Here is a 26652-nt window from a genome sequence, read left to right as displayed (position 1 = left end):
GAAAGACCGCTCACGATCGCTTGCGATCGTTCTGATCGTGGCATTGGATCGAGCCAACCGGTTGAGAACCGGTTCTTCCGCCCGGCGATGATGCTGACGGACGCGACACTCGCTGGAGTCGAACGATGAAGATCGATGCTTTCTGCCACCTCCTCCCCCAGGCCTATGCCGATCGTCTGTTTGCGATCGACGACAGCCCAGAGGCGCGCAACATTCAGAAGCGCGTGAGCGGTGTGCCCGCTCTGGTCGATATGGATGTTCGGTTCAGGTTCATGGATGAGTTCGGCGACAACTACCGCCAGATCATCAACACCGCGGCTCCTCCACTCGAAGACCTCGGCCCCGCCTCGCGCACATCTGAACTCGCACGTGTCGCCAACGACGGCATGGCAGAACTCGTCGCAGACCACCCCGACCGGTTCGCGGGCTTCTGCGCGGCGGTCTCGCTCGACGATGTCGACAGCGCGATCGAAGAGACGGAGCGGGCGTTCGACGAGCTCGGCGCGGTCGGCGTGCAGATCTACACGCACTTCCAGGGCGGACCGATGTCAGACGAGCGATTCTTCCCGTTCTACGAGGCGGTCGCTAAGCGCGGAGACAAGATGATCCAAGTGCACCCGTGCCGGGATTCGAGCTGGTCTGACTACAAGACCGAAGAGCGCTCGAAGTTCGAGATCTGGTGGACGCTGGGGTGGGAGTACGACCTGTCGGCCTTCATGTCGCGGCTCGTCTTCGCCGGCATCTTCGATCGGCTGCCCGACATCAAGTTCCTCATCCACCACGGCGGCGCGATGATCCCGCACTTCGCCGGTCGGGTCGGGCCGGGCTGGGACCAGCTGGGCGCCCGCACGCCCGACGATCAGATCGAAGACGTGACCGGATGGCCACTGACGAAGCGCCCCCTCGAGTACTTCAAGAACTTCTACGTCGACACGGCCTATTTCGGCGCGGGCGACTCGATGCGCACAGCGATCAAGTTCTTCGGCGTCGACCACACGCTGTTCGGCTCTGACACGCCGTTCGACCCGGAGAAGGGGCCGGGCTACACCCGCTCCACCATCGCGAACCTCGACGAACTCGACATCATCGACGATGCGGACCGCCAGGCGATCTTCCACGACAACGTCGCCAACCTCCTCGGCCTCACGATCTGAGCCGTTCGCGGCCCGCACCCCACCCCCCACAGGAACACAGCACAACACTCCACCCACCCATCGCATCACGTGAAATGAGGCCAACAATGAAGTTCCCCATTCGGCGCAGCATCGCAACCGGGCTCGCGGCCCTCGCCGCCGCCGCCCTGCTGGCGGGCTGCAGCAGCGACCCTGCGGCTCCGGCCAGCACCTACGCAAGCGACGGGCCGACGATGCCCGCAGCCATGACAACGGTGCAGGTCGCCATCAATCCCACCAACCAGTTCGCCTCGATGTACTACGGAATCCAGCAGGGCATCTTTGCGAAGCACAATCTGACACTGAACATCGTTCCGCAGACCGATATCGCCCAGACGGTCGCCGGCCTCGCGAGCGGCACGTACCAGTTCGGGCAGACCACGCCCATCCACGTGGTGGCCGCTGCCGTGAACGGAATCGACATCAAAGAGGTATCGACCGTCGAGGGACGATTGGGGCAGAACGACCAGGGCACCTCGGTGGTGGCGGGTGCGAACTCGAACATCACCGACCTGAAGGGGCTCAGCGGAAAGAAGGTCGCGACCGTCGGACTCACCTCGAACAACACCTACGCCGCCGACGCGATCATCGACCAGGCGGGCGGCGACTGGAAGTCCATCCAGTACGTTCAGATCCCGTTCGGCCAGATGCAGGCCGCTCTGGAGAACGGCAATGTCGATGCTGCCATCATGCAGCAGCCCTTCGCGGGTCAGGCTGTGGGCAATGGAGCGAAGATCATCGGATACACCAACTCGATCTACGCCGACAAGGCCGTCACCGTGTTCGACGCCTCGGCCGACTACATCAACCAGCATCCCGAGATCGTCAAGGCCTTCAGTGACGCGATGATCGAGTCGATCCAGGCGGCCAACGAGAACGAGACCGCTGCATCGGACTCTCTCATCTCGGCGCTCAACTACACGCAGCAGCAGGCTGAAGGGGCAGTTCGCAACAAGGGTGGAGTTCCCTACCTGAACACCGGCGGTCTCGAGACTGCGCAGCAGCTGATGCAGAAGTACGCGGGGCAGACAGAGACGATCGACGTGAACACGCTGATCTGGCCTGGCGCCCTCGCCTACCCTGAGGCAAGCGCGACAGCGACCTCGACCCCGACCGGCAACTGACATCACCATCGGCAAACTGACATCACCATCGGCAAAGGAGCCACGATGAGTACGGCTACGCGCAACGCATGGCTCAAATGGGTGCTTCCGTACCTCGCCGTGCTCATCGTGCTCCTGCTGTGGCAGGCGGTGACGGCGAGCGGCATCGTGCGAGCATCGGCGTTCCCGACGATGACCGACACTGTCGCACAGCTGGGGCGTGAGCTCGTGACGCCCACGCTGTGGTCGGCCGTCGGCCTGACCCTGATCGCCTGGCTGATCGGCATGATCATCACGATCGCTCTCGGCCTCGTGGTGGGAGTACTGCTGGCCTTCAGCGATTTCGCCGCCCGGAGCGCCGCGCCGGTGATCGAGATCGTCAAGGCCATTCCGGCCATCGCGATTCTGCCGCTGGTCATCCTGACCATCGGCTCGAATCTGACCATGAAGGTGTTCCTGATCTGCTTCGCCGCTTTCTGGCCGTTCGTGATCCAGGTGATCTACGGGGTGCGCTCGATGGACCCGGTGGTGCTCGACACATCGAAGGCCCTGGGGGTGCGCGGCGTGCGGCGTTTCTTCTCGGTCATCGTGCCGACCGCCTCGCCCTACCTCGTCACCGGAATGCGCATCGCGTCGGCACAGGCCCTCATCCTCGCCATCATCTCCGAGATCGTCGGCGGAGCAGACGGGGTGGGCAGACAGATTCTCCTCGCCGAGAACAATGGCAGTGATTCCTATCCCACGATGTATGCGTACATCCTCGTCGCCGGGTTTCTCGGACTCGCGCTCACCGGCGGCTTCTTCCTGCTCGAGCGCCGCGTGATGCACTGGCACGAGTCTCAACGCAACATCCGAGCGAACGGAGCGTTGACCGCATGAGTCGTCTCACTGCAAGCGCCGCCCCGGCCGCGGGGCGCGACATCACCGGCGCCACGGCGGCCACGGCAGCCGATACGGCGCCTGCCGGCATCGACGCCGGTGGCGTTGCCGTCAACGGCGGCAACAGCTCTCCGCCCGCCCGCCACACGCCGAAGGCGGGCCGGGCGTGGCGCCGAGTGCTCCTGGCTGTCTGGCTTCCCCTCGTTCTGCTGATCGTGTGGTGGTTCGCGTCGGCCAACAGCACGTCTCCGTTCTTCCCGCCGCTGCAGAGCATCCTGACCGAGACCTGGAAGCAGTGGATCGTTCAGGGCGCGTGGGTGAATGCCGTGGCGAGCCTCAGCAACCTGTTCGTCGGCTACGTCGTGGGCGGGCTGATCGGCATCGTCTTCGGCTCGCTGCTCTGGCGCTCGAGGTACCTGCGGCAGTCGGCGAACCCGTTCGTCTACTTCTTGTACGTGTTGCCGGCGCCCGCTCTGCTGCCTGCGTCGATCGCGATCTTCGGGATCGGCTCGACCCGCCAGATCGCGCTCATCGCGTTCGGTGCGATCTGGCCGACCCTGCTCAACACCCTCGACGGCATGCGGGGGGTGGATGCCGTGAAGCTCGACACTGCCCGTGCGCTGCGCCTCGGCGGCTGGCGTACCTACTTCACCGTGGTACTGCGCAGCGCCTCACCCCAGGTCGCTGCCGGCCTGCGGGCCAGTCTGACCGTGGCGATCATCCTGATGGTCGTGAGCGAGATGATCGCGTCGAACTCGGGAATCGGGTACTTCATCCTGCAGGCCCAGGCGGCCTTCGCCGTCAAGAAGATGTGGACGGGCATCATCGTGCTCGCCATTCTGGGCACCGTGCTCAACCTGATATTCGTGCTCGTCGAACGCCGCGTGCTGCGCTGGTACTACCGTTCACGAGCGCTCGGCAATTCGTGACCACAAGGAGAAGACGATGATCGAAACCACCGAGACCGTGCTGGCCGTCGACAGGCTGCGCAAGGTCTACAACGAAGGAACGGATGCGGCGTTCACCGCGATCGAGTCGGTGTCGTTCAGCGTCTCACGGGGTGAGTTCGTCTGCGTCGTCGGGCCCTCCGGCGCCGGCAAGACGACTCTTCTGCGAGCGATCGCCGGCCTCGCAGCACCGAGTTCGGGCACGGTCACCTTCGAGGGCCAGGTGCTTCACGACGTTCCGGCGAAGCTCGGACTCGTCTTTCAGGACTACTCGCGATCGCTCTACCCCTGGTTCACGAACGGCAAGAACATCGCGCTGCCGCTTGCCGCGCGCGGCGTGCCGAAGGCCGAGCGCGCGTCGCGAGTGAGCGATGCGCTCGAGGCGGTCGGCCTGGGTCATGTGGAGAAGAAATACCCGTGGGAGCTCTCGGGAGGCATGCAGCAACGTGTTGCCATCGCCCGCGCGCTGTCGTATCGACCCGAACTGCTGCTCATGGACGAGCCGTACGCGTCGGTGGATGCCCAGACCCGGTTCGATCTCGAAGACCTCGTTCTCCGTGTACGCCGTGAGCTCGGCATCACGGTGGTTCTCGTCACGCACGACATCGACGAGGCGATCTATCTGGGCGATCGCATCGTCGTGCTCTCCGGCAGCCCAAGCACGGTGAGGGAGGTCGTCGACGTGCCGCTCGGCTCTGAGCGCTCGCAGGTTGAGACGCGCTCCAGCGACGAGTTCCTCATCCTGCGCAACAACCTGCTCGGGCTGGTCATGCCCGTGCGGCCCTGACCGTTCACCGCTCACCACCGGAAGGCCCGTTCATTGTCTCTGCACACCGTTGACACCCACGCTCCCGTCGACCCCCTGCACCTGATGCTCCTCATCGGCGGCGAGCACCGCGAAAGCGAGCGCCGTATCGAGGTGCGCAATCCCGCCCGCCTCGACGACGTGGTCGGAAGCATCCCCGACGCGACCACGGCCGAGGTCGACGACGCCATCGCGGCAGCCGCTGCCGCGGCTCCGGCCTGGGGAGCGACCAGCGCCGCCGAGCGCATCGCGCTGTTCGCCGCTATCGCCGACGCGATCGAGTCGCAGGCCGACGACATCGCCACCCTCGAGGTGCGCGAGAACGGCAGCGCGCGGTACATCGCCGCCCGTGAAGTGCTCGGGGCCGCATCCATCTGGCGCGAGGTCGCCGACTACCTCGCCGAGATCCTCACGCCGAAGGACTACCCCTCGGGTGACGGCTTCGTTCGGGTAGAACGCAGACCGTTCGGCGTCGTGGGCTGTATCGTGCCCTGGAATGCCCCGCTCATCCTGACGGCGAACAAGATCGCCCCCGCCCTCGCAGCCGGTAACGCGATCGTGCTGAAGCCTTCGCCCTTCTCGCCGCTCGGGGCGAGTCGCATCGCCGAGATCGCGGCGTCCATATTGCCGCCCGGCGTGGTCAACATCGTCAACGGCGGTGGCGAGGCAGGCGCCGCGATCGTCGCCCACCGCGAGATTCGAAAGCTCTCGTTCACGGGCGGCGGTGTGACCGCCCAGCACATCATGCGCCAGGCCGCAGACACCCTCACCGCGGTGCACTTCGAGCTCGGCGGCAACGATCCGGCCATCGTGCTCGACGATGTGGATGTTCGTGCCACGGTCGACCGCATCGTCGACTCGGCGTTCCGGCGCTCGGGCCAGGTCTGCTTCGCCGTGAAGCGGGTCTACGTACCCCGCGCGCTGGCGGCGGAGTTTCGTGACGAGCTGGTGGCCCGGGTGGATGCGATCACCGTCGGCGATCCGCTCGAGCCGGGCGTGACCATGGGCCCGATGAACAACCAGGGTCAGCTCGAACGCATCCGGGGTCTGCTCGAACGACTCGAGGGCAGCGGCCGCGACGTGCGGGTGCTGGGCAGTCGCGTCTCTCCCGAGACCTGGGGTGACGGGTACTTCATTCAGCCGGCCGTGGTGCTCGACGCGCAGCAGGGCGACGAGATCGTCGCAACCGAGCAGTTCGGGCCCATTCTGCCGATCGTGGTCTACGACGACCTCGAACAGGCGATCTCGTGGGCGAACGACACCGAGTTCGGGCTCTGCTCCTCGGTGTGGTCGCCGAATCGCGAGCGTGCCATCCAGGTCGCCGACCGCATAGAGGCCGGTATGACCATCATCAACAGTCACCTCTTCACGCGGGTCGGCATGAAGGAGATTCCCTTCGGCGGCTGGAAACAGAGCGGCATCGGCTGGGAGGCCTCGCCCTACGGCATCGAGGAGTACCTGCAGTTTCACAGCCTCGACGTGCAGAGCATGCCGTGACCGGGGCGACCGCCGCGCAGATGCTCGTCTCCGCCCTGCGTGACGCGGGAGTGAAGTACATCTTCGCGAACTTCGGCAGCGACCATCCGGCGATCATCGAGGCGCTCGCCGACGACCGCGAGCGCGGTATCGACTGGCCCGCCGTGATCATCTGTCCGCACGAGTCGACCGCTCTGAGCGCGGCCCACGCGTACGCAGCGGCGACGGGCGAAGCGCAGGCGGTCTTCGTGCACACCGATGTCGGCACGGCGAACCTCGGCGGCGCTGTGCACAACGCCCAGCGATCGAGAGTGCCGGTCTTCATCTTCGCCGGGCTGACCCCCTACACCCTCGAGGGCGAACTGCCCGGTACCCGCAACACGCACATCAACCACCTGCAGGATGCCGCCGACCAGCACGCGATCGTGCGCCAGTACGTGAAATGGAACTACGACATCCGCACTGCGGTCAACGTGCCCCAGCTCGTGAACCGGGGGCTGCAACTCGCGCGAAGCGCGCCACAGGGTCCCGTCTATCTGACGGGCGCCAGGGAAGTGCTGGTCGAGTCCGCCCCGGTTCCCGACGTCGACGCGACACGGTTCGCGCCGATCGCCTTGCTGCCGGCACCGTCGAACCTCGTCGAGGAGTTGCTCGACGACCTCTCGGCCGCGACGCGGCCGATCCTCATCACCAGCTACCTCGGGCGCGACCCGGCATCGGTGCTGAAGCTGGTCGCCCTTGCCGAGCGCTTCGGGCTGTCTGTGGTCGAGGTCAACGCAGAGCACCTCAGCTTCCCGCACGGGCATCGACTCCACGCCGGCGACGACCCGCACCTCGTGCTCGAGGGTGCCGACCTCATCATCGCCGTCGACACCGACGCCCCGTACATCCATTCGATCCGTCGCCCTGACCCGGCCGCGAAGGTGTGGATACTGAACGAAGATCCGCTCGAGGAAGACATTCCGCTCTGGACGTACCCGGCAGACCGGGTTGTGCGGGTGAACTCCGGGGTCTTGCTGGATCAGTTGCTCACCGGGCTGCCGGCACCGGTTCCATCCTTCGGCGCGGGCGCAGACGCCTCGGAGTCGGAGCGACGCAACGGAGCCATTCGAGAGCCGTGGCACAGCGCCCTCGAGGCAGACCTGACGGCGGGGCGGTTGACCGCGGCATCCGTCGCCCACGTCATCTCGACCGTCATCGATGAGCAGACCATCGTCGTCAACGAGGCCATCTCTGAGGCGCCCACCGTCTGGAAGCACCTTCCGCGGTCTGAGCCCGGCACCGTGTACGGCAACAGGGGCAGCTCGCTCGGCTGGTCGGGTGGGGGTGCACTCGGCATCAAGCTCGCCCACCCAGAGCGGATGATCGTCTCGATCGTCGGCGACGGCACCTTCTTCTTCAGCGTGCCATCGTCGACGTACTGGGTCGCCGACCGCTACGGCCTGCCGGTGCTCACCGTGGTGCTCGACAACGGTGGCTGGAACGCCACCAAACGTAACCTGATTCGCCAACACGCCGGAGCGGCGGCCGACAGCACCGACCACTACTGGGTGAACCTCCAGCAGAGCGCAGACTTCCCGGGCATCGCTTCTGCCGCGGGCGGCGCCTGGGGCACGACGGTCACCGAGTTCGGCGCCCTCGAGGCTGCGTTGAAAGAGGGATACGCGCAGGTCGCATCGGGTCGCCCGGCGGTCGTCGCAGTGCGCCTGGCGCCGATCTCGCACCAGCGGGAAGACAGCCTGTGACGCAAGTCGCGTGGCGCAGTCGCGTCTCGCGTGGTGCAGTCGCGTGTCGAGTGACGTCCTTCTGCCCGCGACAACCTGACGTCTCCCCCACGGTCACCTTCGAGAAGAACGCTCAGCCGCCGAGCCGTTCGACCAACACCAGCCCGCGTTCGGCCCAGTCGATCTCGGTCTTCGCCCGCTCGACCAGGCCCTCGTAGGTGAACCGCTTGAAGGCGATGGTGCGGGCATGCTCAGACTGCGGAGTCACGGCGAGCCGGCGCAGCAGCATCGGGTTGTCGAGCGCGTCGATGCGGCGCAGCTCGCCCTCCCACTGCGCCAGCTCGTTCTGCCACTGGTCGATGTGCGCGCGCAGGAACATCTTCGCCTGCTCGGGTGACGCCGACTCGAGGTAGGCGGCGCGCAGGTGCGCGGGGTCGCGCACGCGCTGGTACTCGAGGGGGCTGTTCATCCACGCGAGAAAGGCCGCGTCGCCCGCGGCGGTCACGTGGTAGACGATGCGGGTGCCGCGTTCACCCCGAACCTGCTCCTCGGGTTCGATCAGGCCCTCGCTGTGCATCCGGCGCAGCTCGGGGTAGATCTGCGAGTCAGGGGCATGCCAGACGTGGCCGACAGACACCGAGAACTGCTTCTGCAGGTCGTACCCCGAGAGCGGGCCGGTGCGCAGCAGGGCGAGGAGTGCGTATCTCAGACTCATACGCACTCCTCCCTGCTCGAATCGTATTCGATGCGGTCACGCGTCCTGGTAGTTGGTGCGCCATCCGCCCTGGTAGGTCGCCCGGGCGACGCTCGAGTACGGCACAGGACTCACCACGGCGCGCACCTCGATCTGCTCGTGCGGTTCGACGGCGGCCTTGGTCGTGCCACCGTTCGGCTCGCCCCACACGACCTTGAGCTCGGTGCCCTCTGGCACGTTCGGGTCGAGGGTGGCCAGCGACAGGGCCCGGCGCTCGTTCGCGCTGTAGCCGGTGAACATCGACAGACCGACGACGGTGCCGTCAGAGTCGACGACCGAGTCGTAGTTGGCCGAACCATAGTTCGCCAGCGGCAGGTCGAAGAACTTGTACGCCGGGCCGTCGACGTTGAAGAGCGAGCCGAAGATCTTGGTCATGTCTTCGGCGTCCCACGCCAGCGTGACCTTCTTGCGCTGTGAGGCGGGGTCGACCTTCTCGAGGGCGTCACGGCCGATGAAGTCGTGGTCGAACTTGACGAACGAACCGTAGCCGAGCTCCCAGGGAGTGAGGTAGTAGTCCTCGATGTTGTCTGACACGAACGAACCGGCCAGCGTGCCGGTGGCCTCGTAGCTGTCGGCGCCGAGCCACTCGCGGTAGCCGCGCTCGGCCTCGCCCGAGTAGATGGCGGGCAGCGGCGACGGGATCCAGCCCGACTCCAGCGTGTTCGACGGGTAGGCCCTCGACCCCACCGGAACCAGGCCGAACTCGGCGCCGGCCGCCACGATGGCCGCGTGGATGCGGTCGTGGTCTTCGTACGGGCCCCAGATCTCGAGACCGGGGGCGCCCGCCATGCCGTGCCGCAGCGTGCGAACGGTCGTGCCGTCGATGGTCATGGTCGACATGTTGAAGAACTTCAGCTGCTCGAGCGGGCCGCCGTTGAGCTTCTCGATGACCTGCCAGGCGTTGGGGCCCTGAATCTGGAACCGGTAGTACTTGCGGTGCACCTCGTGGCCATACGGGCGTGACGGCGAACGGCGGTCGACCTCGATGTCGAGGTTCTGGTAGCCGCCGGTCTCGCCGTGGTAGAGCAGCCAGTTCGCGGCAGGCGACCGGCCCACGTACACGTACTCGTCGTCGGCCTCGCGAAACAGGATGCCGTCGCCGATGACGTGGCCGCCGGCTGTCGTGGGCACGTACTGCTTGGCCTTGTCGACCGGGAAGACCGCCGTCGAGTTGATCGCCGTGTCGGAGATCAGCTTGATGGCGTCGGAGCCCCTCAGGAACAGGTTGTCCATGTGGTGCGACTGGTCGTAGAGCACGGCAGTCTTGCGCCAGGCGGTCTGCTCCTTGATCCAGTTCTGGAAGTCGGCCGGCACGACCGGGTAGATGTACGAGCCGATCTGCGAGTTGCGCAGCAGCTCGACCGGGTTCGTCTTGTCGATGAGTTCTTGCAGGTTGTCGGCCACGAGTGTGAACCTCTCTGTTCGGTGGTGATCTGTACGGTGGTGATCTGTACGGTGGTGATCTGTTGGGTGGATCTTCGGTGGTACGGCGTCGGGCTGCGTGTCAGAACACGATGGTGTGGTTGCCGTGCCGAATGACCTTGTCTTCGGCGTGCCAGGTGACGGCGCGCGAGAGCACGGCCCGTTCGACGTCGGCGCCTCGCCGCTGCAGGTCTTCGGCCGAGTCGGCGTGCGTCACCCGAACCACGTCCTGCTCGATGATCGGGCCCTCGTCGAGGTCGGCGGTCACATAGTGCGACGTGGCGCCGATGAGCTTCACCCCGCGCTCCTTCGCCTTGCGGTAGGGCCCGGCGCCGATGAAGGCGGGCAGAAAAGAGTGGTGGATGTTGATGACCGGCACTCCGACGTTCTCCAGGAAGCTCGGCGACAGAATCTGCATGTACCGGGCCAGCACCACGAAGTCGACGTTGCCCTTCAGCAGGTCGACGATCTGACGTTCGGCGGCCGACTTGTCGGCACCCTGCGAGTGCACGTGGAAGAATGGCACCCCGAACGACCGCACTTCCTCGGCGGTGGTGGTGTGGTTCGAGATCACCATCGGCACGGTGACGGGCAGCTCGCCTCGGCGATGCCGCCACAGCAGGTCGAGCAGACAGTGGTCTGAGGTCGACGCCAGAATGGCCATCCGCTTCGGTACCGACTGGTCGGTGAGGGTCCACGACAGGCCGAACGGCGACAGCGTCTGTTCGAGGTCGGCCTCGATGTCGGGAAACGCGCCGGCGAGGTCGGCCCGGGTGAAGACCACCCGCTGGAAGAACGCACCGCCCTCGGGGTCGTCGGAGTACTGGTCGAGGCTGACGATGTTGCCCCCGTTGCGCAGAACGAGGTTGGCCACCGCCGCCACGATGCCGGGCTTGTCGGGGCCGTGCACGATGAGGCAGGCCTGGTCGAGCAGCGCAGGGGTGTGCAGGCTCACGTCGCCGCCCTCAGGCCTTCGGGTTAACGAAGTTGCCGGCCCACTCGGCCGTGGCCCTGAGACCGCCGAAGGTGTAGAAGTGCAGCTTCACCTCACCCGAGCCGGGCTGGTCGGCGAGCATCCCCGACAGGTCGGTGACGAACCGATCGGGCCCCGCCGTTCCCATCAGGTTGGTCAGTGAGAAGCCGTACTTCTTGACGATCATCGTGTTGGCGCCCACGCCGAACCGGCGGGCGAAGTTCAACAGGCGCTTGATGCCGGCGGGCCCGGGCGTGCCGATGCGGATCGGGGTCTGGATGCCGCGCTCACGCACCTCGGTGATCCACTGCATGACGGGGGTGGTGTCGAACGCGAACTGGGTGAGAATCGTCGACTCCAGACCCTGCTCGGCGAGCGCCTTCGCCTTGTCTTCGAGCGCGGCCCACAACACGTCGGCCGAGATGTCGGGGTGCCCCTCGGGGTAGCCCGCGATACTCACCTCGCGCACGCCGTACTGCTGCAGCAGACCAGAACGGATGACCGCCAGCGAGTCTTCGTACGGGCCCTCGGGCGTGGCGGGGTCGCCGCCGACCGCGAACACGTGCTTGCTCGCCCCGATCTGCTGCAACGCTCCGAGGTATTCCTCGAGCTGTGCCTGCGACGAGAGCCGCCGGGCCGAGATGTGCGGCACCGGCACGAAGCCGTGGTCGAGCACGGCCTGCGACGCCGCAATGCGCATGGCCAGGTCTTCGTTGCCGAGGAACGTGACGTTGATCTTCGTGCCGGCGGGAATGACGTCGCTGGCCTCGAGGAGGCCCGGAACATCTTTTCCGGTCATCTCGAGCGAGTAGTCGTGAACGAGGTCGAGGGCCGCGGCACTCGGCTGGGTGGAGGTGGATCGTGACACTGATCGAGGTCCTTTCCGCTCTCAGGTCTCAGCGCATCCTTGCGCTCCAGCCGAATTTACCTATTGAGAGAGGTAATGTCCATAGGTAAATGGATTTCCGTGCGCCAGAGCCCGCGAGATTGCCGCCGACGCCACGGTGAGCAGCTCGACCGCCGGCTGCGGCGACGTCGCGTCGTTGGCGACGACGACGCCGATACCGGCGACCACAGCCCCCTCGGGGCCGCGCACGGGAACGGCGATGCCGCGCGAATCGGGGTGGATGTGCCCCGGCGTCTCGGCGAAGCCCTCCGCCCTGACCTGCGAGATGACCCCCTCGAGCTGCTCGATCGAGCCGATCGTCTGCGGGGTGTAGCGGCGCAGACCGCGTTCGCTGAGCTGGCGCCACACCGCGGGTGGGGCATCCGCCAGCAGCACGAGCCCGCACGCCGACGCGTGCAGCGGAATCCGGCCGCCGATCAGTGTCGCGTTGATCACGGCGTCGCTGGCCGACATTCGCTCGATGAAGACGACGTCGGCGCCCGACTGCACGCCCAGCTGAGCATGCTGCCTGACATGGTTGTGCACAGCGCCGAGCCACGGCCGCGCCACCTCGCGCAGCCCCAGCGCGCCGGGCGTGCGCGACGCATACTCCCACAGCCGAACGCCGAGGCGAAAGGTGCGGTCGTGCCCACGCTCGAGCAGGCCCTCCCGAACGAGCTCTGACGTCAGGCGATGGGCGCTCGACGGAGCGAGCCCCGCCGCCGTCGCGATCTCGGTCAACGTCAGCTCAGGATGCAGCACATCGAACGCGTCCAAGACCATCAGGTGCCGTTGCAGCACCGTCGTTCCACCTGATCTGTGCGCCATTGCGACCTCCGCGACCGACCCTACCCCACCACGATTCCATTGAAAGGAAATGTGCTGCCGAGCATCCACTGGGCGCTTCTAGGCTGACAGCACATGCGCAGCGGCCCACATGCTGCGCAGAAGAACAGCGAGGAATGACGATGACGTCACACGAGACACTGGCCCAGGCGATCGAGCGAACCGGCAGCCCCGTCGAGCTGCTGCGCAACCAGGACTGGCCCGCGATCACCTTTCCGATCGCCCCCGAGTTCACGAACTGGCGCGACGAGCAGCGGGCGTGGAGTGACAGCGTCGCCCTTCTCGACCAGTCGCATCACATGACCCAGCTCTTCCTCTGGGGCGACGACCTCATCGACCTGCTCTCGGGCATATCGCCCAACTCGTTCACCACCTTCCGCCCCGGCGTCGCGAAACAGCTGATCAGCGTGAACGAGAGCGGGTACCTCATCGGTGACGGCATCCTGTTCTACAACGCCGAGGGGCCCGAGGGCCTGGTGCTGATCGGCCACCACATTCTCATCGACTGGGTGCGGTTCAACGTCGAGAAGGCCGAAGCGGCCGGCCGAGACGTGCACAGCCGCCTCGAGCCCAACTCGAACATGCGCGACGGCTCGCCCACCTTCTACCGGTACGAGCTGCAGGGTCCGCACGCCGACGCGGTGATGGAGAAGCTGTTCGGCGGGCCCGCCCCCGAGATCAAGTTCTTCCACATCGGCGACGTCACGATCGCAGGGCGCGCGGTGAAGGCGCTGCGGCACGGCATGGCAGGGCAACCGGGCTTCGAATTCTTCGGGCCGTGGGCCGACAATGAGGTCGTTCTGAACGCGATCCTCGACGCGGGGGCCGAGTACGGCATCCGTCGGGTCGGTGCGAAGGCGTACTCGAGTTCGCCGCTCGAATCGGGGTGGGTGCCGACGCCGTTCCCGGCCATCTTCGACGACGACTTCGCCGAGTACCGGGCGTGGCTGCCCGCGGCCCGGGCGGGCTCGCTCGCCGGTTCGCTCTACTCAGACGACGTGCACGACTACTACTTCACGCCCTACGACCTCGGGCTCGGCAAGTCGGTGCGGTTCGACCACGACTTTCATGGCCGTGCGGCCCTCGAACGCATCGCGGCCGACCAGCGCCGCCGCAAGGTCACACTCATCTGGAACCCTGACGACGTCGCCGAGGTCGTCAAGTCGCAGCTCGAGCCGGGAGTGCCCGCCAAGTTCCTCGACTTTCCGAAGGCGCGGTACGGCTTCTACCAGATGGATGCCGTGCGGCACGACGGCGAACAGGTCGGCATCTCGACCGACGCCGGCTACATCGCGTTCGACCAGCTGTACATGTCGCTCGCCTCGCTCGACGCCGACATCGCCGACGGCACTGTGGTCGAGGTGGTGTGGGGCGAGCATCCGGTGTCGGCGAAGCCGCAGGTCGACGCGTTGCACCGCCAGGTGAGCATCCGGGCCACCGTGAGCCCGGCGCCGTACCACGACTACGCGCGGTCGGTGTATCGGGCCGACTGAGGGTCGGGGCCAGGCGTCACGGCTCGGCCATGCCCGCGGCCTCGCCACGGCTCTGGCCCGACCGGTAGCTGATGACCGAGTCGTCTTCGTCGATCACCTGCAGTTGCAGGTTGCCGGCGTAGAACGCCTTCGAGGCGGCGAGGTCGGTCGACAGCAGAACGGCGCCGATGGGCGGGAATTGAGCAGGGGGCGCCTTTCGCGTCAGAGTGGCACCAGTATCTCTGCGCGGCCGGTTGCGTTCAAGGGCTGGCGTTGCCGCTAATATTGGAGAGTCTGCCCGCTCGGAGCGCTCGCGCGGGGCACCGCACGCGGATGTAGTTCAATGGCAGAACTTCAGCTTCCCAAGCTGATAGCGCGGGTTCGATTCCCGTCATCCGCTCCACCTGGCCACGGGGCTCGCTCAGAGCGCAGGCTATGCCCCGATGCGGATGACCCGCTTGCCCCGCACCGACTTCATCGCGAGCGACCGGTGCGCGTCGGCGATGTCGTCGAGGTCGAACACCGCACCGACCTGTGGGCCGATCGCGCCCGATCGAACGGCCGAGCCCAGCTGGTCGATCATGCCGAGCGGGGGCTGTCCGAGGAACGTGCGGATGCGTGATGCGCCGTAGATCGTCGAGGCGGCTATAGAGAGCACGTCGGCGGGCGAACCGAAGGCGATCGTGACCATGCGGCCGCCGGGTGCGAGCAGGCGGCGATATCGCCACAGCTCGGTGCCGACGGTGTCGACGAGTACGTCGAAGCAGCCGAGATCGTCTGGCCCGGTTGCGCGTCGGTCGAGCGCGACATCGGCACCGAGCCCGCGCACCCACGCCAGGTCGCCCGCGCTGGCGAGGGCCGTCACGTGGGCGCCGAGCGAGTGCGCGAACTGCACGGCACTGCTGCCCACGCCGCCGGCCGCGCCCCGCACGAGAACGCGGTCACCTGCTTCGGTGCGCCCCCTGTAGCGAACGGCCGTGATCGCTGTGATGCCCACGGCCGGTAGGGCCGCTGCCCCGATGAAGTCGAGAGACGAAGGGATGATCGCCAGCAGTCGCGCCGGTACCGTCATGAACTCGGCGGCCGCGCCCGTAGTTCCGGAGAAGAAACGCGCGACGACCCCCCACACCGCGTCGCCCACGGCGAACCGGCCGTCGGTCGCCACGGCGGTGCCCAACCGCTCGACGGTGCCCGCGACATCGATGCCGAGACCGTGTGGAGAGCGCCGGCCGGAGAGCAGTCTCATGCGGCCGGCTCGGGTCTCGGCATCCATCGGATTGACGCTGGTGGCGGCGACACGCACCAGCACTTCGTCGGCGGCGGGTTCTGGGGTGTCGACCTCGACGACCCGTACGACCTCGGGGCCTCCATAGCGAAAGAACTGGGCGACTCGCATGGGATCCTCTCGCAAATGAAACGGTCGTTCCAATTAGGCACGATAGCATTAAGCGGTACGCACGTTCCAGTTGACGAGGGAGGGCCGATGCCGACTCTGACGAGCCGCCCGCTGCGAGCGGATGCCCGCGACAACCGCGAGCGCATCGTCGCCGTCGCGGGCGAGGTGTTCGCCGAACACGGCACCGGCGTCTCGATGACCGAGATCGCGAAACGTGCCGACGTCGGGGTGGCAACCCTCTTTCGCCGATTCCCGACGAAGCAGGCACTGGTCGACGCGGTGTTCTCGGCGAGCGTCGCGCGGTGGCGGCGGGAGCTGAGCGACGCGCTCGCCGAACCCCGGGCATGGCCTGCGCTGCAGCGCATCATCGAGGCGGTCGCGGCTGAGCAGACCCGGCATCCGGCGTGCGCCGACATGATCGTCACGTCGTTTCTGCACGGCGACGGGTTCAGGGGTGAACGTCGCGAGGTCAAGCGCTCGTTCGACGTGCTGATCGCGAGAGCGCAGGCGGAGGGCCTGGCCGCGGCCGACCTCGAGTGGGCCGACGTCGCCCTGCTGCTCGAGGCCAACGCCGGGGTGGTGATGGCCCGGGCGGGCGATGGTGGCGCCGCCGTAGGGGCGGCGTCGGCGCGGCTGGTCGATCGTCTGCTGGGGGCGTTCCGCGCCTGAGGTGGAACTCGGCCGGGTAGGGCAGGGCAGGATGGATGGGTGCCTACTGCTGACGAACTACTCGGGGTCGACGTTCTCGCGCGCATGATCGGGGTGCTCGAGCGGGTGCTGCCCGGGCATCCGCTGGCCGCGTTGCGGGCGTCTGCGGGCGAGCTGGCTCCGCTCGCGCTGAGACAGCGCAGCGACCTGCTGAAAGACGCGCTGCTGGCCGACCTGCCGGGCACGGCGGCCGAGCTCGACGAAATCGTGCGGGCTGCGCTGACCGATGCGCGGTTCACCGGGTGGATGATCTGGCCGGTGTCTGAGGCGGTAACCGCCCGCGCGCTCGAGGGTGGCGGAAGGGGCGTCGGCGTCGGGCCCGGAGCCGGCGTCAACGTCGAGGCAGACACCGACGCCGACGCGCGCTTCGTGGCCGACTTCGACGCCGCGCTAGCACTGCTGGCCGAGCTGACACCGCGGTTGACCGGGGAGTTCGCGATCCGGCCGCTGCTGCAGGCCGATCTCGGGCGGGCGCTGCCGATCATCCTGACCTGGACAACGAACCCCGACCCGCACGTGCGCCGCCTGGCGAGCGAGGGTACGCGGGCGTTCCTGCCGTGGGCCAAACGCGTGCCGGCCCTGCTGGCTGAGCCGCGTGCCACGCTGCCGATCATCGACGCGCTGTACCGTGACGAGAGCGAGTACGTGCGCCGTTCGGTCGCCAACCACCTCAACGACCTGAGTCGCCAATCGCCAGACCTCGCGGCCGCTGTGGCGGGCGAATGGATGCTCGCGGCAGACTCCAACACCGCCCAGGTCGTGCGGCACGGCCTCCGCTCCCTGGTCAAGAAGGGGCACGGGCCGACCCTGGCGTTGTTCGGGTATGCGGTCGAGCACGGGGTGACGGTCACCGGACCGACGCTGTCTGGGCCACCGCTGTCGTCAGACGCGAGTCGGGCCGCCGGCCTCGTCGAGGTCGCCGTCGGCGGCGAGCTTCCGTTCACCGTCACGCTCGAGAACACCGCCGATGCGCCCGCCACCCTCGTCATCGACTACGTCGTGCACCACCGCAAGGCTAATGGATCCCAGACCGCCAAGGTCTTCAAGCTCGCCACCACCACTCTCCGGCCCGGCCAGACCCTCACGTACACCCGCCGCCACTCCTTCAAGCGCATCACCACCCGCGTCTACCACCCCGGCGAGCACGCCATCGAGGTGCAGGTCAACGGCGTGCCCTCGGGCCGCACCCCCTTCCTCCTCGTCGCCGACTGAGCGAGTGGGGCGATGAGCCGGGCTCGCGCAGAACGCCGGTGGCGGCGGTCACGACGACCGCGGAGGTCACGATGGTGTGTCCCGCACGGCCGAGCTAGGATCGGCGGCATGCGCGTGGGGCTGCCGTTCGATGACGGGTTGCTGCTGCTGAGGCGGGCGGCCGTGACGATGGCCGCCGTGCTGGCGAGCTTCTGCACGCTGTGGTTCGCCGGGCTGCCGCTGGCGATCGGGGTGACGCCGGCCGTGCTGGCGGCGGTGCTGGCGATCACGCTCTCGCGGTCGCAGCGCGTGCCTGAGGCGGGCAGGCGGCCGCTGGGCGGGCGCGGGGCTGGCGGGCGATCGCAGGGCGTGCCAGCCGCGGACGGGCGGTGGGATGCCGCGCTGCGGCTCGCGGTGGTTCCCGTCGTGGCGCTGGCGGCGACGGGGGTGGCGTGGCTGTTCGCGAACCTGTTCGTGGTGGGGGCACTGCTGTTCATCCTGGGACTGTCGCTGGCCGTCTGGATGCGCCGGTTCGGCCCGCGGGCGACCCGCATCGGCACGTTGCTGTCGCTGCCGCTGGTGGCGGTGCTCGTGGTGCCGGTGCAGCTGCCCGCCACGATGGCGCCCTGGGTCGCGGCTCTCACGAGCGTGGTGGCTGCGCTCGTGGCGGTGCTGTGGGTGGAGGTACTGCAGTGGGTGGCGCGGGCCTGCCACGTGCTCCCCCGCGCTGACGCGGCCGCTGAGGTTGGCGCCGCCGGGGGTGGCGCCTCTGAGATCGCCGCCGATGAAAAGGGACTGGCCGAGCATCCGGTCGCCGCGCCGATCGCCGGGAACGAGGCCGTAGCCACGTCGAAGACCTCCGCGACGGCCCTAGCCACTTCGCACACCCCCGCGACGGCCGCAGCCACGTCGAAGACCCACGCGACGGCCGACGGCACGACGAACACCCCCGCGACCGCCGCAGCCACGACGAAGACCCCCGCGACGGCGGGCGGGCGCGCCAAGCCTCTGCCGAGCACGCGCATGGCGGCCCAGCTCGCCGCGGCGCTGGGGGCCGCGTTCGTGGTGGGGCGGCTCGTCTTTCCCGACCACTGGGCGTGGGTGGTGCTCACCGCGTTCATCGTGTGCGCCGCCAACCGCGGGCGCGGCGACGTGGTCTACAAGAGCGTGCTGAGGGTCGCAGGAGCGATCGCCGGAACGGTCGCGGCCGTGGCCCTCACCGACGCGCTGGCCGCCTCGAACACCGACCTCAGCCACGCGAACGGCGCCCTCATCACGACGGCGGTGTTCTGCATCCTGTTCTTCGCGCTGTGGCTGCGCGACGTGAACTATGCGTTCTGGGCCGCCGGGGTGACGGTGATTCTGACGCTCCTTCAGGGCGCCACGACGACCGCCGGCGCGCTGACCACCGGCCCCGTGCTGGGCGAACGTGTGGTGGCCATCGTCGCCGGAGCCCTCTGCGGCGTTCTCGCGTCGTGGTTCGTGCTGCCGATCCGCACCGAGGCCGTTGTGCGGCGACGGCTCGCGGATGCTCTCTCAGCCCTCTCGGTGGTGGTGCACCCGGGCAGCGGTGCCCCCGCGCGTCTCGAGGCACAGCACCGCTTCGAGTTCGAGCTGTCACGCGTCGACCCCGTGGCGCGAGCCGTTCGCGCCCATCACCGCGCCACTCGCGCCGTGCGCCGTACGGCCCACCAGGCCGAGTTGATCGACGCCGTGCTCGCCCTCGAACCGCTCGTCGCCGAGCTGACGGAGCTGCTCGTCTCGACGCCGCGTCTCGCGCCGCCCGCCCCGGCGTCGGCCGCGGCGGGGAGTTCGGCCGAGCATCCGACGGCCGGAGTGCCCGCAGCGAGCGCGGCGCCCACCGAGAGCGCAGCGCACGCGGTGAGACCGACGCCCGCACCCGCCGTGAGCAGGAAGCAGCTCGGGCGGCTGGCCCAGGCGGTCGGGGCCGCGAGGCGGGCGCTGGCGAGCACTCCGCGAGACCCCGCCATGCCGACCGGTACCGCAGCGGCCCTCGCCGCGATCACCGAAGTGCGCGAACTGCTCCGCGACGCCCTCGCGGGGATGGAGCTGGGCACCGACACGGCTGCAGGAACCGGAACCGATGCGAATGGCTCGGCCGACCCCGAGCCCGGCGCGGCGAACAGTACCGGTGCGCGCGGCCCCCGCCGGGCATCCGGAGCCCCCGAAATCGCGCAACGCGGCCGAGTCGAATAACCTAGAGCGAACCCGCCCGACGTGCGGCGCGCCGCGCGACCGCCACGCCTGACCGACAGGAAACACCCTCAGTGACGACACCTCCCCGCCTGGTCGCCTTCGACCTCGACGACACGCTCGCCCCGTCGAAGTCGCCGCTCGACCCCGAGATGGCCGAACTGCTGGTGCGGCTGCTCGGCGTCGTCGAGGTGTGCGTCATCTCGGGCGGGCAGATCGCGCAGTTCGAGATGCAGCTGATCGACAACCTGCAGGGCGCAAGCGACGAGGCCCTCGAGCGGCTGCATCTGATGCCCACCTGCGGCACGCAGTACTACCGCTACAGCGACGAAGCCTGGAACCAGATCTACGCGCAGAACCTCACCGACGACGAGAAGGCGCGAGCCCTCGAGGTCGTCGAGCGGGTCGCCCGCAAGCTGGGGTACTGGGAGTCGAAGACCTGGGGCCCGATTCTCGAAGACCGCGGGTCGCAGATCACGTTCTCGGCACTCGGCCAGCAGGCGCCGGTGGCCGAGAAGGCCGCGTGGGATCCGACGGGCGAGAAGAAGAACACGCTGCGCGAGGCGGCCCAGGCCGAACTACCCGACCTCGAGGTGCGGTCGGGCGGGTCGACGTCGGTCGACATCACCCGCCAGGGCATCGACAAGGCCTACGGAATGAAGAAGCTCGCCGACCTGACGGGCATCCCGCTCGACGACATGCTCTTCGTCGGCGACAGGCTCGACCCCGACGGCAACGACTACCCGGTGAAGGTGCTCGGGGTGGAGTGCGTGGCTGTCGAGGGCTGGCACGACACGGCGGCGTTTCTCGAGAAGCTGATCCCCGAGCTGCAGGCGGCCGCGGGCGCGTAGGCGCGCGAGCCGGGAGCGCAGCGCGGGGCGGTCTGGCCTCAGACCGGCGTAACATCGTGCAAATCATGCCCGAACGACTCACGGATGCCCAGCTCGAGCACCTCGCCCGAGAGCTGCGCCGGCAGCGCCACGACCTCGACGCCCAGCAGGTGCGCATGGACGAGTCGCTCGACGACGTTCGGGCAGCCAGGGGCTCCTCCGATGCCGACGACGAGCACGACCCCGAGGGGCCGACGCTCTCGTCGGAGTGGTCGCGCATCAGCGGGCTCACCGCCGGCCTCGCCGACCGGTCGGCAGCGATCGACCGCGCACTGCAGCGGGTCGACGACGGCACCTACGGGCAGTGCGTGCGGTGCGGCAGGCCGATCGGCTTCGGGCGGCTGGATGCCCTGCCCTGGGCCGAGCTCTGCATCGAGTGCGCGCGCCTGCCCTGACGTCGCGGCGGCGGGTCGGCGGCCAGGTGCCATGGGGGTGCGCCGCCGGGTCGGCCTCGGGCGCGGCCGGTGAGCAACGGGAGCGACCTACCGGCCGTCGGTCAGGGCTGCCGGGCGATTAGGCCCTCCGTCAGTGCTGCCGGGCGAGCAGGCCCGCCATCAGTGCTGCCGGGCGAGCAGGCCCTCCATGACGTCGAAGAAGGCGTTGTAGCCGATCACCGTCTGGGCGTACTGCTCTTCGCTGAGGTTGCCGCCGCTCTGCGTCATGGTCATCTGCGTTCCGCCGTCGACGGCGACGAGCGACACCGTGACGGGCTCGCGTGCGGGGTTCGCCGGGTCGTCGGTCATCGTGAAGGCGAGGCGCACGGGCGGGTCGACCTCGAGGTACTCACCGACCCAGTTGATCAGGTTTCCGTCGGGCAGGTGCATGGTCGCCGCCCAGGCACCTCCGACGCGCACATCCATCGAGACCGAGTCGATGGGAATCTCGACCTGGTCGGTGCCGAACCACACCGCGAAGTGCTCGGGCGTGGTCCACATGCCGTAGACGAGTTCGCGCGAGAAGGGGAACGTGCGCACGATGGTGATTCCGTCAGTCATGGCTCCAGCCTGCCATCACCGGCGGCGTGGCGCATCACCCTCGCGCGACAGCGGGGCGGCGGCGGGGCGACAGGGTAGGCGGCGGCGCGGCGCATCACCCTCGTGACGGCGCGGCGGCGGCGCGGCGGCGGCGCACATCGTCGCGCAGGCTGACGGCGGCGCATCCCTGCGGCCGACCCCGGGCCGCGCAGCATGTCACGGGGCCGAGGTCGCGGTGATCACCCCGTGCAGCATGTCACGGGGCCGAGGTCGCGGCGATCACCCCGTGCAGCACGGTACGGAGGTGCTCGAGCTCCGGCACCTCGAGGTTGAGTGCCGCGGCCACCCGCGGCGGAATGGTCAGCGCCACGGTTCGCAGCTCGGCGCCCGCGGGCGTGAGGGTGATGTCGAGCATCCGTTCGTCTGACGAGCTGCGCCGGCGGGTGACGTAGCCGGCCGATTCGAGGCGTTTGAGGAGCGGCGAGAGGGTCGCCGGTTCGAGGCTGAGGGCGGCGGCGAGGTTCGTGACCGTGCGGGGGCTCTGCTGCCAGAGGGCGAGCATGACCAGGTATTGCGGGTGGGTGAGGCCAAGGGGCTCGAGCAGCGGCCGGTAGAGGGCGATGACGTTGCGGGCGGCGACGGCGAGGGCGAAGCACACCTGGTTCTCGAGCGCGAGGATGTTCGGCTCGGCGGTCTCGGGTGCGAGCTCGGCGGTCTCGGCGGCCTCGGCGGTCTCGGCGGTCATGACGTCTCCTGCAGGTGCAATCGGCTAATTTACTTAGTACACTAACAGTATGCGCACGAAGAAAGAACACAAGCCCACCATCAGAGAGTCGGGCGGCGTGGGCAACTGGCTGAACCGGCGGCTCTTTCCGTACCTGGGGCCACCCCCACTCGGCCCGATCGACACCGAGTCGGCCGAGTCGAAGGCGCGTAGGGCGCAGGCCGGGGCATGCCCGCTGTGCGGCGCCCCGATGTCGACGCACGTCGTCGACCCGGTCGGGTGAGCGCACGCAGCTGTACTGCCCGGAGCCTCCGGTCATACGATGAGGCTGATTTCGGCGAAGTTGGAATAACCAACCCAGCTGCGTGAGTTGGCTCTCACGAGTACATTCCAACACTGAGGAGCCCACCCATGACCACACTCGAAGGCGCAACCGTTCTCGTCACCGGAGCGAACGGAGGCCTCGGAATCGAATTCGTACACCAGGCCCTCGCCCGCGGGGCCGCCAAGGTCTACGCCACCGCCCGCACCCCCCGCGACTGGAACGACCCGCGCATCGTCGGCCTCGCGCTCGACGTCACCGACGAGGCATCCGTCGCCGCAGCCGCACGCGCGGCGGCCGACACCACCATCGTCGTGAACAACGCCGGCGTGGCCGGAACCGCGCCCATCGCCACCGGCGAGATGAGCGAGATCAGGCGCATCATGGAGACGAATTTCTTCGGCGCGATCACCGTCGCCCGCGAATTCGCGCCCGTCGTGGCCGAAAACGGCGGCGGCGCACTTCTCGATGTGCACTCCGTACTCAGCTGGATCGGCCTCGCCGGCGCATACAGCGCCTCGAAGGCGGCGTTCTGGTCGGCCACGAATTCGCTGCGCATCGAACTGGCACCGCAGGGCGTTCAGGTCGTCGGGCTGCACCTGGGCTACGCCGACACTCCGATGACGGCCGGCATCGACGCCCCGATGAACGACCCGGCCGACGTCGTCGCGGCCGCCTACGACGGCCTCGAGGCAGGCGAGCTCGAGGTGCTCGCCGACCAGCTCAGCATCGATGTGAAGCAGGGGCTCGCGGCGCCCATCGAGGGGCTGTACCCGCAGTTCGCGAACGCCTGACGCCGGCGAATCGACTCTCTCGCTCGCTTCCCCGCAGCACTAGTGTTCTGAGTGAGAGAGTCGACGGGCGCAGAAGCCGGCTCGCGCGAGGGTGGGGTTGGCGACATGGCACAGTTGACGAAAGCGCAGCTCGAACAGATGGTCGAGCAGCTGAGGGCCGAGAACACCGGCCTCCGCGATGAGTTGCAGACCGTTCAGGTGCAGGCCGCGGTTCCGGATGCCGGAGCCCCGGCCGATCGCCAGCGAAAGCCGCGCGGCCGGGGCTGGACAGTACTGGCGACCGCCCTCATCCTCATCGGCACCCTGCTCGCACCCGTCGCGGTGGTCGCCAACTGGGCGAAGCTGCAGCTGGCCGACACCACCACCTTCGTCGACACGTTCGCTCCGCTCGCGAAAGACCCGGCCGTTCAGGCATACGTCACGACCGAGGTCGTGGCCGCGATCGACCAGCAGATCGACATCGACAAGCTCACCTCTGACGTCTTCGACTCGATCTCGGGGCTGGGCCTGGGGCCCGCGGCGACCACGGCGCTCGACTCGTTCAAGGGAGTGGCGGCCAACGGCATCCGCTCTGTGATGACGAACGCCGTGAGTGCGTTCGTACAGTCAGACGCGTTCGCGTCGGTGTGGCGGCAGGCGCTGACCACCAGCCACGACCAGCTCATCGCGGCGATGCAGAACGACCAGAACTCCGCGCTGACGGTCAACGGCAACGGTCAGGTGGGCATCGCGCTGGGGCCGATCATCGACCAGGTGAAGAAGGTGCTGGTCGACCGGGGGGTGACGTTCGCGGCGAACATTCCCGAGATCGACCAGACGATCGTGATCGCGCAGTCAGACGCGGTGGTGAAGGCACAGCTCGGCTACAACCTGGCCATCGCCGTCGGTTCGTGGCTGCCATGGATCGCACTGCTCTTTCTGGTCGCGGGCGTGCTGGTGGCGCGGCGGCGGTCGCTCGCGCTGATCTGGGCGGCGGTGGCGCTCGCACTGGCGATGATTCTCACGGCGTCGGGGGTGGCGATCGGGCACCTGATCTTCATCGGAGCGGTGTCGCCGGCGTACATACCGAGCGATGTCGCCGACACGCTGTACACGCACATCCTCGCGCTCGTGTCGTCGAGCGCCACGTCGATCGCGGTGCTGGCCGTCGTGGTCGCCGTGGTCGGCTGGCTCGCGGGGCCGTATCGGGCGCCGCGAGCGTTGCGGTCGCTGGCGGCATCGGGGGCGGCCTGGCTGCGCGGCGCTGCCGCGTCGCGTGGCTTCACCACGGGGCGTTTCGGCGAGTGGGCATACCGACTGAGGTACGTGGTGCGGGCCGCCGTGGCGGTGATCGGGGCGGCGATCATCCTGCTGAATCGGCCGATCACGCCGGCGGGAACGTTCTGGACGCTGTTCGGCGCCGTGATCGTGCTCATCGTGCTCGAACTGGTGCAGCGGCCTGTGGATGAACTGGTGCCTGTGGAGAAGTTGACGCCGGCAGAGGCGGCGGTCTTCGATGGCTCGGGGGGCTCGGGCGTGGGCGACACGCTCGTCGTCGAGGAGACCGTGACCGAGGTGGTTGTGCCCGAGGTGACTGCGCCCGAGTCGATTGTGCCCGAGTCGGTCGTGCCTGGCGAGGATTCGGGCACGCCGTCGTCGCGGGAGTAGTTCCACTGGTGGATTGAGTAATCTTCGCCTTATCTGTATTGTGACATATGCTCATCTCGACAGGCCTCGATCGCCTGCCGGACCCAACGTCACGATCACAAGGCGGAACCCTCCATGCCACACCACCCACCCACCACGCTTCTGGCGCGCGGTCGACGTCTCGCCCTCGCCCTCACGGTCGTCGGCGCCCTCGCCGGAGCCATGGCCGGGGCCGTCGCCTTCGCCGCTCCCGCGCAGGCCGACCCGTTGAGCTTCCAGCTGGCGAGCGGGTCTCCCGACTTCGGGTCAAGCAGGGTTCGGTGGTCACCCACACCATCCAGCTCATCAACGACGGTGACGACGACATCATCATCGACCCGATGGGTCTCGGTGCGCTCACGACCCCGTTCGTCGTCGGCAGCCTCGACTTCTCGTTGGCCAAGACCATCCCGCATGGCGGGCACGCCTCCTTCGCGGTTCAGTACACCGCGCCCCCGGCCGGAACCAACGACAGCCAGCCGGTCACCCTGACCGCGACCGACGTCACGCACCCCGGCTCGGTCGCGGTGCTGCCCCTGACCTTCAGCGCCAAGTCGATCGCGACCGACCCCGGCCACTTCACCATCCGGTCGTCGCTCGGCGGCGGCTCGGTCGACTTCGGCAGCGTGACGCTCGGCATGCCCCAGAAGACGCTCGTGACGCTGACCAACGATGGCGTGATCCCGCTCGAGTTCACCGACGGCGGCGTCACCGTTCTCGACACAGCAGGCGCGGCACTCCCGTCGGTCACCCTGACGGCGTCGTCGTTCGGCGTCGCCGGCGTCATCTACCAGCCCGGCGAATCGGCCACTTTCGAGCTGACCTTCGATCCGGCGACTGCCGGAACGGTCGCCGGATCGGTGCACATCGTGGGCGCACAGGCCACGACCAACCCCGAGAACACCAACGTCATCGAAGACGTCGACCTGGCCGGCATTGCGGTGAACGCGACCACACCGCCGCCGACGACGCCTCCCACCACCCCGCCGACGACGCCGCCCGTCGTGCCGACCACTCCCCCCGTCACGACGACCGATCCGGGCGGCTCGGGTGGCAGCTCGACGACCACCCTCGCGAGCACCGGCCTCGCGGCCATGACCCCGATGCTCATAGCGGCCTCCGTCACCTCGCTCGGCGTGCTCACTCTGATCGTCGCCCTGGCCTACCGCCGCTTCACCCGCCGCGAGCGCCGCTGACACACCGCGAGGCGTGACCGGCGCAGCCGCCGTTAGGGCGCGCCCCCGAGGCTGACCGGCGCAGCCCCCGTCCGGGCGCGCCCCCGAGGCTGACCGGCGCAGCCACCGTCCGGTCGCGC

Annotated in this window: 25 protein-coding genes and 1 tRNA gene; 18 read left to right on the top strand and 8 right to left on the bottom strand. The window is 68.2% G+C overall.

Annotation, left to right across the window (positions count from 1 at the left end; all coding sequences use genetic code 11):
* The first annotated feature begins 125 nt into the window (after positions 1-125).
* From V3W46_RS02300 to V3W46_RS02270, 7 genes are all read left to right on the top strand, one after another.
* Complete coding sequence (locus V3W46_RS02300) at positions 126-1154, top strand: amidohydrolase family protein (protein ID WP_331781472.1); 1029 nt, start codon at positions 126-128, stop codon at positions 1152-1154.
* Positions 1155-1240: 86 nt separating this feature from the next.
* Entirely contained in the window at positions 1241-2296 is a 1056-nt protein-coding gene (locus V3W46_RS02295) for an ABC transporter substrate-binding protein (RefSeq protein ID WP_331781471.1), read from the top strand.
* A gap of 45 nt (positions 2297-2341) precedes the next feature.
* On the top strand, positions 2342-3154 hold the full coding sequence (locus V3W46_RS02290; protein ID WP_331781470.1) for an ABC transporter permease: 813 nt from the start codon (positions 2342-2344) through the stop codon (positions 3152-3154).
* Positions 3151-4083 (top strand): ABC transporter permease, encoded by a 933-nt coding sequence (locus tag V3W46_RS02285; protein ID WP_331781469.1) that lies wholly within the window; start codon positions 3151-3153, stop codon positions 4081-4083. The genes V3W46_RS02290 and V3W46_RS02285 overlap by 4 nt, the downstream gene beginning before the upstream one ends.
* A gap of 16 nt (positions 4084-4099) precedes the next feature.
* Complete coding sequence (locus V3W46_RS02280) at positions 4100-4888, top strand: ABC transporter ATP-binding protein (RefSeq protein WP_331781468.1); 789 nt, start codon at positions 4100-4102, stop codon at positions 4886-4888.
* A gap of 33 nt (positions 4889-4921) precedes the next feature.
* On the top strand, positions 4922-6403 hold the full coding sequence (locus tag V3W46_RS02275; protein ID WP_331781467.1) for an aldehyde dehydrogenase family protein: 1482 nt from the start codon (positions 4922-4924) through the stop codon (positions 6401-6403).
* Positions 6400-8127 (top strand): thiamine pyrophosphate-requiring protein, encoded by a 1728-nt coding sequence (locus V3W46_RS02270; RefSeq protein WP_331781466.1) that lies wholly within the window; start codon positions 6400-6402, stop codon positions 8125-8127. Before V3W46_RS02275 ends, V3W46_RS02270 begins: the two co-directional genes overlap by 4 nt.
* Before the next feature lie 112 nt (positions 8128-8239).
* Here V3W46_RS02270 and V3W46_RS02265 read toward each other — a convergent pair whose 3' ends face one another.
* The 5 genes from V3W46_RS02265 to V3W46_RS02245 all read right to left on the bottom strand — a co-directional run bounded on the left by V3W46_RS02265 (position 8240) and on the right by V3W46_RS02245 (position 12969).
* Positions 8240-8821, bottom strand: a complete 582-nt coding sequence (locus tag V3W46_RS02265; protein ID WP_331781465.1) for a PadR family transcriptional regulator — start codon at positions 8819-8821, stop codon at positions 8240-8242.
* 36 nt (positions 8822-8857) lie between these two features.
* Positions 8858-10264, bottom strand: coding sequence for a vanillate/3-O-methylgallate O-demethylase (ligM, locus tag V3W46_RS02260; RefSeq protein WP_331781464.1), 1407 nt, complete (start codon positions 10262-10264; stop codon positions 8858-8860).
* 100 nt (positions 10265-10364) lie between these two features.
* Positions 10365-11237 (bottom strand): formyltetrahydrofolate deformylase, encoded by an 873-nt coding sequence (gene purU, locus V3W46_RS02255; RefSeq protein WP_331781463.1) that lies wholly within the window; start codon positions 11235-11237, stop codon positions 10365-10367.
* A 10-nt stretch (positions 11238-11247) separates the two neighbouring features.
* Entirely contained in the window at positions 11248-12054 is an 807-nt protein-coding gene (locus V3W46_RS02250) for a methylenetetrahydrofolate reductase (RefSeq protein ID WP_331781483.1), read from the bottom strand.
* Positions 12055-12183: 129 nt separating this feature from the next.
* Positions 12184-12969, bottom strand: a complete 786-nt coding sequence (locus V3W46_RS02245) for an IclR family transcriptional regulator (RefSeq protein ID WP_331781462.1) — start codon at positions 12967-12969, stop codon at positions 12184-12186.
* 140 nt (positions 12970-13109) lie between these two features.
* On the opposite strand from V3W46_RS02245, the gene V3W46_RS02240 reads away from it, so the two are divergent.
* Together V3W46_RS02240 and V3W46_RS02235 are read left to right on the top strand one after the other, a co-directional pair.
* Positions 13110-14480 (top strand): aminomethyl transferase family protein, encoded by a 1371-nt coding sequence (locus V3W46_RS02240; protein WP_331781461.1) that lies wholly within the window; start codon positions 13110-13112, stop codon positions 14478-14480.
* 308 nt (positions 14481-14788) lie between these two features.
* Positions 14789-14862: transfer RNA gene (locus V3W46_RS02235), tRNA-Gly, on the top strand.
* A 30-nt stretch (positions 14863-14892) separates the two neighbouring features.
* Here the strand turns inward: V3W46_RS02235 and V3W46_RS02230 are convergent.
* A complete protein-coding gene (locus V3W46_RS02230; protein ID WP_331781460.1) occupies positions 14893-15855 on the bottom strand; it encodes an NAD(P)-dependent alcohol dehydrogenase in 963 nt (320 codons plus the stop codon).
* A gap of 87 nt (positions 15856-15942) precedes the next feature.
* Here V3W46_RS02230 and V3W46_RS02225 point away from each other — a divergent pair, with 87 nt between their 5' ends.
* The 5 genes from V3W46_RS02225 (at position 15943) to V3W46_RS02205 (ending at position 21253) form a co-directional block, all read left to right on the top strand.
* A complete protein-coding gene (locus tag V3W46_RS02225) occupies positions 15943-16524 on the top strand; it encodes a TetR/AcrR family transcriptional regulator (protein WP_331781459.1) in 582 nt (193 codons plus the stop codon).
* A gap of 39 nt (positions 16525-16563) precedes the next feature.
* Positions 16564-17775: a DNA alkylation repair protein gene (locus tag V3W46_RS02220; RefSeq protein WP_331781458.1), complete on the top strand. Its 1212-nt coding sequence runs from the start codon at positions 16564-16566 to the stop codon at positions 17773-17775.
* Between the two features lie 108 nt (positions 17776-17883).
* Positions 17884-19971 (top strand): FUSC family protein, encoded by a 2088-nt coding sequence (locus V3W46_RS02215; RefSeq protein WP_331781457.1) that lies wholly within the window; start codon positions 17884-17886, stop codon positions 19969-19971.
* A gap of 71 nt (positions 19972-20042) precedes the next feature.
* The gene (locus tag V3W46_RS02210; RefSeq protein ID WP_331781456.1) at positions 20043-20819 is read left to right on the top strand and encodes an HAD-IIB family hydrolase; all 777 of its coding nucleotides are present in this window, start codon (positions 20043-20045) and stop codon (positions 20817-20819) included.
* Positions 20820-20884: 65 nt separating this feature from the next.
* Positions 20885-21253 carry a TraR/DksA family transcriptional regulator gene (locus V3W46_RS02205; RefSeq protein ID WP_331781455.1) on the top strand — a complete coding sequence of 123 codons (369 nt, stop codon included), beginning with the start codon at positions 20885-20887 and terminating at the stop codon, positions 21251-21253.
* Positions 21254-21412: 159 nt separating this feature from the next.
* On the opposite strand, the gene V3W46_RS02200 is transcribed toward V3W46_RS02205, so the two are convergent.
* On the bottom strand, positions 21413-21853 hold the full coding sequence (locus tag V3W46_RS02200) for an SRPBCC family protein (protein WP_331781454.1): 441 nt from the start codon (positions 21851-21853) through the stop codon (positions 21413-21415).
* Positions 21854-22088: 235 nt separating this feature from the next.
* Positions 22089-22577, bottom strand: coding sequence for a MarR family winged helix-turn-helix transcriptional regulator (locus V3W46_RS02195; protein ID WP_331781453.1), 489 nt, complete (start codon positions 22575-22577; stop codon positions 22089-22091).
* Between the two features lie 49 nt (positions 22578-22626).
* On the opposite strand from V3W46_RS02195, the gene V3W46_RS02190 reads away from it, so the two are divergent.
* The 4 genes from V3W46_RS02190 to V3W46_RS02175 all read left to right on the top strand — a co-directional run bounded on the left by V3W46_RS02190 (position 22627) and on the right by V3W46_RS02175 (position 26533).
* Positions 22627-22839 carry a hypothetical protein gene (locus V3W46_RS02190; RefSeq protein WP_331781452.1) on the top strand — a complete coding sequence of 71 codons (213 nt, stop codon included), beginning with the start codon at positions 22627-22629 and terminating at the stop codon, positions 22837-22839.
* A 128-nt stretch (positions 22840-22967) separates the two neighbouring features.
* The gene (locus V3W46_RS02185; RefSeq protein WP_331781451.1) at positions 22968-23672 is read left to right on the top strand and encodes an SDR family oxidoreductase; all 705 of its coding nucleotides are present in this window, start codon (positions 22968-22970) and stop codon (positions 23670-23672) included.
* A 105-nt stretch (positions 23673-23777) separates the two neighbouring features.
* Positions 23778-25319 (top strand): hypothetical protein, encoded by a 1542-nt coding sequence (locus tag V3W46_RS02180; RefSeq protein WP_331781450.1) that lies wholly within the window; start codon positions 23778-23780, stop codon positions 25317-25319.
* A 299-nt stretch (positions 25320-25618) separates the two neighbouring features.
* Positions 25619-26533, top strand: coding sequence for a hypothetical protein (locus tag V3W46_RS02175; protein WP_331781449.1), 915 nt, complete (start codon positions 25619-25621; stop codon positions 26531-26533).
* The last annotated feature ends 119 nt before the right edge of the window (positions 26534-26652 follow it).

It is taken from the genome of Subtercola sp. YIM 133946, from assembly GCF_036553535.1.
GTDB lineage: Bacteria > Actinomycetota > Actinomycetes > Actinomycetales > Microbacteriaceae > Subtercola.
Note: the sequence above shows the minus strand (reverse complement) of the source record. Positions and strands in the feature narration are given on the sequence as shown.